Genomic DNA, 5135 nt, shown 5'->3' on the forward strand with positions numbered 1-5135 from the left:
ACCCGTTGAATTGTTTGATCGTCTTCAACCACCAGGATTTGTTTTTTAATCATGCTGTTGTGCTATTGACTGGGATGACTAGTTGCATCTCAGCGCCTCCTTGCCAATTTTGTGCCACTAAACGGCCGTGATGTAATTTCGCGATGGTCTGGCATAAAAATAAACCAATCCCCAGGCCGCGCTTTTGGTCGCCTAGTTGGATATTTGGACGTGTTTGTTGGTTAATTTTGGTCAATTGTGCCACTGTAAAGGGCTGCCCAGCGTTTTGAATCGTGACGGTAACTTGCCCATGCGCTACTGTGACAAAGACTTGAATCTGTACATCAGGTCCGCCATACTTGACTGCATTATCAAAAATATTAATCAGCATTTGCTGGAAAATATGACGTTCTGCTTGGATCCAAATGACTTCATCCGGTAATTGCACATCAATGTGCACTTGACTATGCAACCAATTGAATTTCTCAATCGCTGAAAAAATTAACTCTTCCACTAATTCTGGTGTCGTTTTAAACATAATCGTCCCCTGTTGGAGTCGTGTGACAGTTAAAATATTTTCAATCATTTGAATAAGCCAGTTGGTCTCATGATTAATATTGGTCAATAAGTGCTGATTAGCTGGTGTGAGTGTTTGATCTTGACGTAATAATGCCGTACTAGCTAAAATACCCGTCAACGGCGTGCGCAAATCATGGGCAACGGATTGCAATAAATCACTCTTTAAGTGGGCATCAAGTTTTTCTAAAGCATGTCTTTCCGCTTCTTGGCGTAAATAGAACGTTTTTAATGCTGCTGATAACGGCGTCAGAAAACGGTCGAGTATGAGCCGGTCAGCCAACGTAAAATCTTCACCTTGGCCAACCAAAATAGCAAGTGTATGCCCTTGATAACCAATAGGGAGATAAAACGTTTTTTTCCCAGCTAATGTATCGGTCCCTGCACCAGCTGGCAAGCCATGATGCCAGACCCATTGCATGACTTCATGACTAGTCGTATCTGGTGTCGGTATTTGGCCAACAAATTGTTGCCGTGACAAACATCGCCAAAAAGATAATGCCATACCCATTTTGGTAGAACTGCAACGAATAAAATGGCTGCACAAACAATAAGTCAAAAAGCAATACGCTCACCGCCGTTGTGGCTAACCCGATAATATAGCCCTGGGTAAAGCGTGATACAAAGATAATGCCGACAAAGTAAAGCATGATTTTGAGCGCATTATCACTGGTGACATAAGTCATCAAACCATTAATCAAGGTCACCGCCACTATCATACCGACTGCAAACCATACTTCTCGTCGTTTGACAGACAATCTGAATCTTGTCGGCCAGGTCAAGAGCTGTTGGACAGGCGACACCTGATCACGGTTAGGAATAATTTGAATATCCAGTGCTGGGACTGCCATGAGGATTTGGTCTTCGATATCTGAACGGCCAGATTGATACCACGCACGCGTGACGTGTTTGCCGATAATTAAATTAGCAACTTGCGTTTCTCTGATATAGGCAATCAACGTTGCCACCATGTGGTCCCCTTGTAAAATAACGGTTTTAGCCCCCAATTTTTTTGCCAAACTCATGTGGCGTTGCACTGCCGGTGCCAGACTTTTACCTGACTGCTGGACATGAACAACTGTCCAAGGGGCATCAAACGCACTGGCTTGCCGATAAGCCCAGCGAATGGCATTGTCCGAACTCGGGGATTGACTAATCGCTACCAAAAAGTGTCGCGTTTGTTGCCCTTGTTGCGCGTTCTGTTCGCTCAATTGTCGCGTGCTTTGCTGTAGGGCAATTTCACGCAACTGGGTTAATTTTTGTAACTGAAAAAAATGGTCTTGTGCCCGGGCGATTTTTGTTGCTGGATAAATCACACCTGCAGCCAAGCGGTTTAAGAGGACTTTGGGATCAATATCAATTAATTCAATGTCATCGGCCTGCTTCAACCAAGCATCTGGCACCGTTTCTTGTACATCAACACCTGTGATTTGTGCCACCAGATCATGGAGACTTTCGATGTGCTGGACATTAATCGTGGTATAGACACTGATACCCGATGTCAAAATTTCTTCAATATCTTGATAGCGTTTTTTATTCCAAGACGCGGCATTAGTATGTGCCAATTCATCCACTAAAACGACATCTGGTTGCCGCTTGATAACTGCAGGCACATTGAGTTCCCCAACAAGCGTCGGTTGGCTAACATTGAGGTGTTCCGGGATTTGCTCAAACCCTACTATGAGATCAGTAGTAGCCGCGCGATCATACGATTCAACGTGCCCAATGACCACATCATCCCCGGCAGCCAGCCGCGTATGGGCCTCCTCCAGCATTCGGTAGGTTTTCCCAACGCCTGCAGCATAGCCAAGAAATATTTTTAAACGACCACGTCGTTGCGCCACAATGTCTTGTAGCCATGCTTCAGAGCTTTTAACCATAGTTTCCTCAATTTACTTGGTTTGCGCAACCAGCTGCTGGAGCGCAATGTTCAAAGTGACAACGTTTACTGCCGGTTCCCCAAACCAATTGGCAAAAACGCTCGTTGTTTGGGCTGCAATCAACTGATTGACGGTCGCTAACGATAAATGGTTGGCACGGGCAACGCGTTGCCGTTGGTAATTGGCCCCGGCCAAACTAATATAAGGATCCGTGCCGCCAGCTGAGCCAGTCACCAAATCAACTGGTACCGCTTGCTGGTTATGCGGATCAAGTTGATGCCACCAAGTGACACGTTTGGCAACGGCCTGTTTTTCGGCCGCGCTGACGGCGCTAAGATTGGAGACAACGGTCGGACGTCCAATGAATAATGCCGGATTGGTCGTGGTTTGACCAACAAGTGCTGAACCCACAAGGTGATTGTTTTTCATGATCAAGCGCCCTTGCGCTTGGGTTGGCAACAAAACCTGTACCAACAGGGTACTCACCCCAGTGTAAAGCACAGCACAAGCACTCAGTATCAGAAGCAAGCGACCCGCTTGCCTGCATATTACCTTAAACATATTTTACCTCACTTCACGCCAATAATCGTTAAGATCATGTCGAATATTTTGATGACAACAAACGGAAAGAAAATACCACCCAAACCATATACCAGCAAATTCTGTCGCAGTAACTGCTCAGCCCCTAATTCACGATAGCGAACACCCCGCAAGGCAACCGGAATTAAGCCAATAATGATTAAAGCATTGTAGAGTAGTGCAGCTAAAATTGCTGTTTTAGGACTGGTTAAGTGCATAAAATTAAGGACCGCCAATTGTGGATAGAGTCCAACAAATAAAGCTGGTAAAATTGCAAAATATTTAGCGAGATCATTCGTGATACTAAAAGTTGTCAAAGCGCCACGTGTCATCAACAGTTGCTTACCCACTGCCACAATTTTAATCAGTTTGGTTGGACTAGAATCTAAATCAATCATATTACCCGCCTCCTTGGCAGCAACTGTCCCTGTATTCATCGCCACCGCAACATCGACTTGTGCTAAGGCCGGGGCATCGTTGGTGCCATCCCCAGTCATGGCAACTAAATGGCCGGCTTGTTGATACTTTTTAATCACGGCTAATTTGGACTCAGGAACGGCTTGGGCAATATAGTCGTCTACACCAGCTTCGGCGGCAATGGCAGCCGCTGTTAACGGATTATCACCGGTAATCATAACCGATTTAATGCCCATCTTGCGCAAGGCTTTAAACTGCTCTCGCACGCCTGGCTTGACAATATCTTTGAGGTCAATCACGCCTAAGACAATGGTATTTTTAGTCACAATCAAAGGTGTCCCACCATTTTTGGCGATTGCTTCTGCGCAAGCGGTCGCCTCATCTGGCCAGCTCGCCCCTAATGACACGATGTAGTGCTGCACTGAATCAGCCGCACCCTTACGATAATGGTCTGTCTGAATATCGACCCCGCTCATTCGAGTTGCTGCTGAAAACGGAACAAATACGGGCTTGCTCATTTGATTCTCGTCGGTCGTGATCTGGTACGTATCCCGTGCTAAATTGACCACACTGCGTCCTTCTGGTGTCTCGTCCGCCATTGATGCCAGCCAGGCAGCTTCGGCCAAGTCATGCTCAGAAACGCCCTGAATGGGTTTAAAAGTCACGGCTTGACGATTCCCTAAGGTAATCGTACCGGTTTTATCTAATAGTAAGATATCCACATCCCCAGCAGCTTCAATAGCGCGACCACTTTTAGCCAACACATTTTCTTGATTTAAACGACTCATCCCCGAAATACCGATGGCCGACAACAAGGCACCAATTGTAGTGGGGGCCAGACACACCAACAAAGCCGCTAGATTAGTAATCGTAATCGTTTGGATAGCTGCTTTGTCATTAGCAAACTGACTAAAAGGTAATAAGGTTGCCACGACAATCAGGAATATAATCGTCAATGTCACCAATAAAATCTGCAGCGCACTTTCGTTAGGCGTTTTCTGACGCTTAGCCCCCTCAATCATGTGAATCATTTGATCCAGGAAACTTTCGCCAGCCCGGGCTGTAATCTTAATCTGTAAGTTGTCCGATAAAACAGTTGTCCCACCAGTGACTGAACTCCGATCCCCACCGGCTTCACGAATCACCGGTGACGATTCGCCGGTAATGGCACTTTCATCCACCGCAGCAGTACCTAAAATGACTTCCCCATCCATCGGGATCACTTCACCGGCCACCACCTGGACAATATCACCAGGTTGTAGCGCATCAGAAGTCACATCAACAGCCTGCCCATTTTTCTCAAGCCGATGTGCCGGCACGGCATGACGGGACTTCTTCAGGCTTTCAGCTTGCGCACGACCACGCCCTTCTGCTACAGCATCCGCATAATTGGCAAACAACACCGTCACCCATAAAATAAGCGTAATCGCCACGTCATAACCCAATGACTGATAGTTCATCCCCGTAACGGCGTTCACCCCATCAATAACGGTTAATAAAATCGCGCCAACATAGACAACAAACATGACTGGATTGTTGATTTGAACTTGTGGTGCTAACTTTTTCACTGCTAGAAAAATATTTTCCATCAGATTCTCCTTACCTTGCCGTGAGAAAATCGGTAATTGGCCCCAAAATAAGGGCTGGCACAAAATTCAATGCCCCAATCAATAAAATAATCACTAACAATAACACGGCAAAGAG

Annotated in this window: 5 protein-coding genes; all 5 read right to left on the minus strand. The window is 46.1% G+C overall.

Annotated features, from left to right (window positions below):
• Nucleotides 1-49: 49 nt before the first annotated feature.
• From ACW12G_RS06050 to ACW12G_RS06070, 5 genes are read right to left on the minus strand one after another with little or no spacing between them, the layout of a single operon-like run.
• Nucleotides 50-1036, minus strand: coding sequence for a sensor histidine kinase (locus tag ACW12G_RS06050; RefSeq protein WP_455647513.1), 987 nt, complete (start codon nt 1034-1036; stop codon nt 50-52).
• Complete coding sequence (locus ACW12G_RS06055; RefSeq protein ID WP_455647514.1) at nt 987-2435, minus strand: DUF4118 domain-containing protein; 1449 nt, start codon at nt 2433-2435, stop codon at nt 987-989. The genes ACW12G_RS06050 and ACW12G_RS06055 overlap by 50 nt, the downstream gene beginning before the upstream one ends.
• Nucleotides 2436-2447: 12 nt before the next feature.
• Complete coding sequence (locus tag ACW12G_RS06060) at nt 2448-2996, minus strand: potassium-transporting ATPase subunit C (RefSeq protein WP_289967007.1); 549 nt, start codon at nt 2994-2996, stop codon at nt 2448-2450.
• Nucleotides 2997-3004: 8 nt separating this feature from the next.
• Nucleotides 3005-5020, minus strand: a complete 2016-nt coding sequence (gene kdpB / locus ACW12G_RS06065) for a potassium-transporting ATPase subunit KdpB (protein WP_455647515.1) — start codon at nt 5018-5020, stop codon at nt 3005-3007.
• A gap of 10 nt (nt 5021-5030) precedes the next feature.
• Nucleotides 5031-5126 (minus strand): potassium-transporting ATPase subunit KdpA, encoded by a 96-nt coding sequence (locus ACW12G_RS06070; protein WP_455647516.1) that lies wholly within the window; start codon nt 5124-5126, stop codon nt 5031-5033.
• Nucleotides 5127-5135 lie beyond the last annotated feature (9 nt).

It is taken from the genome of Leuconostoc sp., from assembly GCF_965300815.1.

Coding starts and splice junctions, on each gene's coding strand:
- ACW12G_RS06055 (WP_455647514.1), bottom strand. CDS start 2,435: ATGGTTAAAAGCTCTGAAGCATGGCTACAAGACATTGTGGCGCAACGA.
- ACW12G_RS06060 (WP_289967007.1), bottom strand. CDS start 2,996: ATGTTTAAGGTAATATGCAGGCAAGCGGGTCGCTTGCTTCTGATACTG.
- kdpB (WP_455647515.1), bottom strand. CDS start 5,020: ATGGAAAATATTTTTCTAGCAGTGAAAAAGTTAGCACCACAAGTTCAA.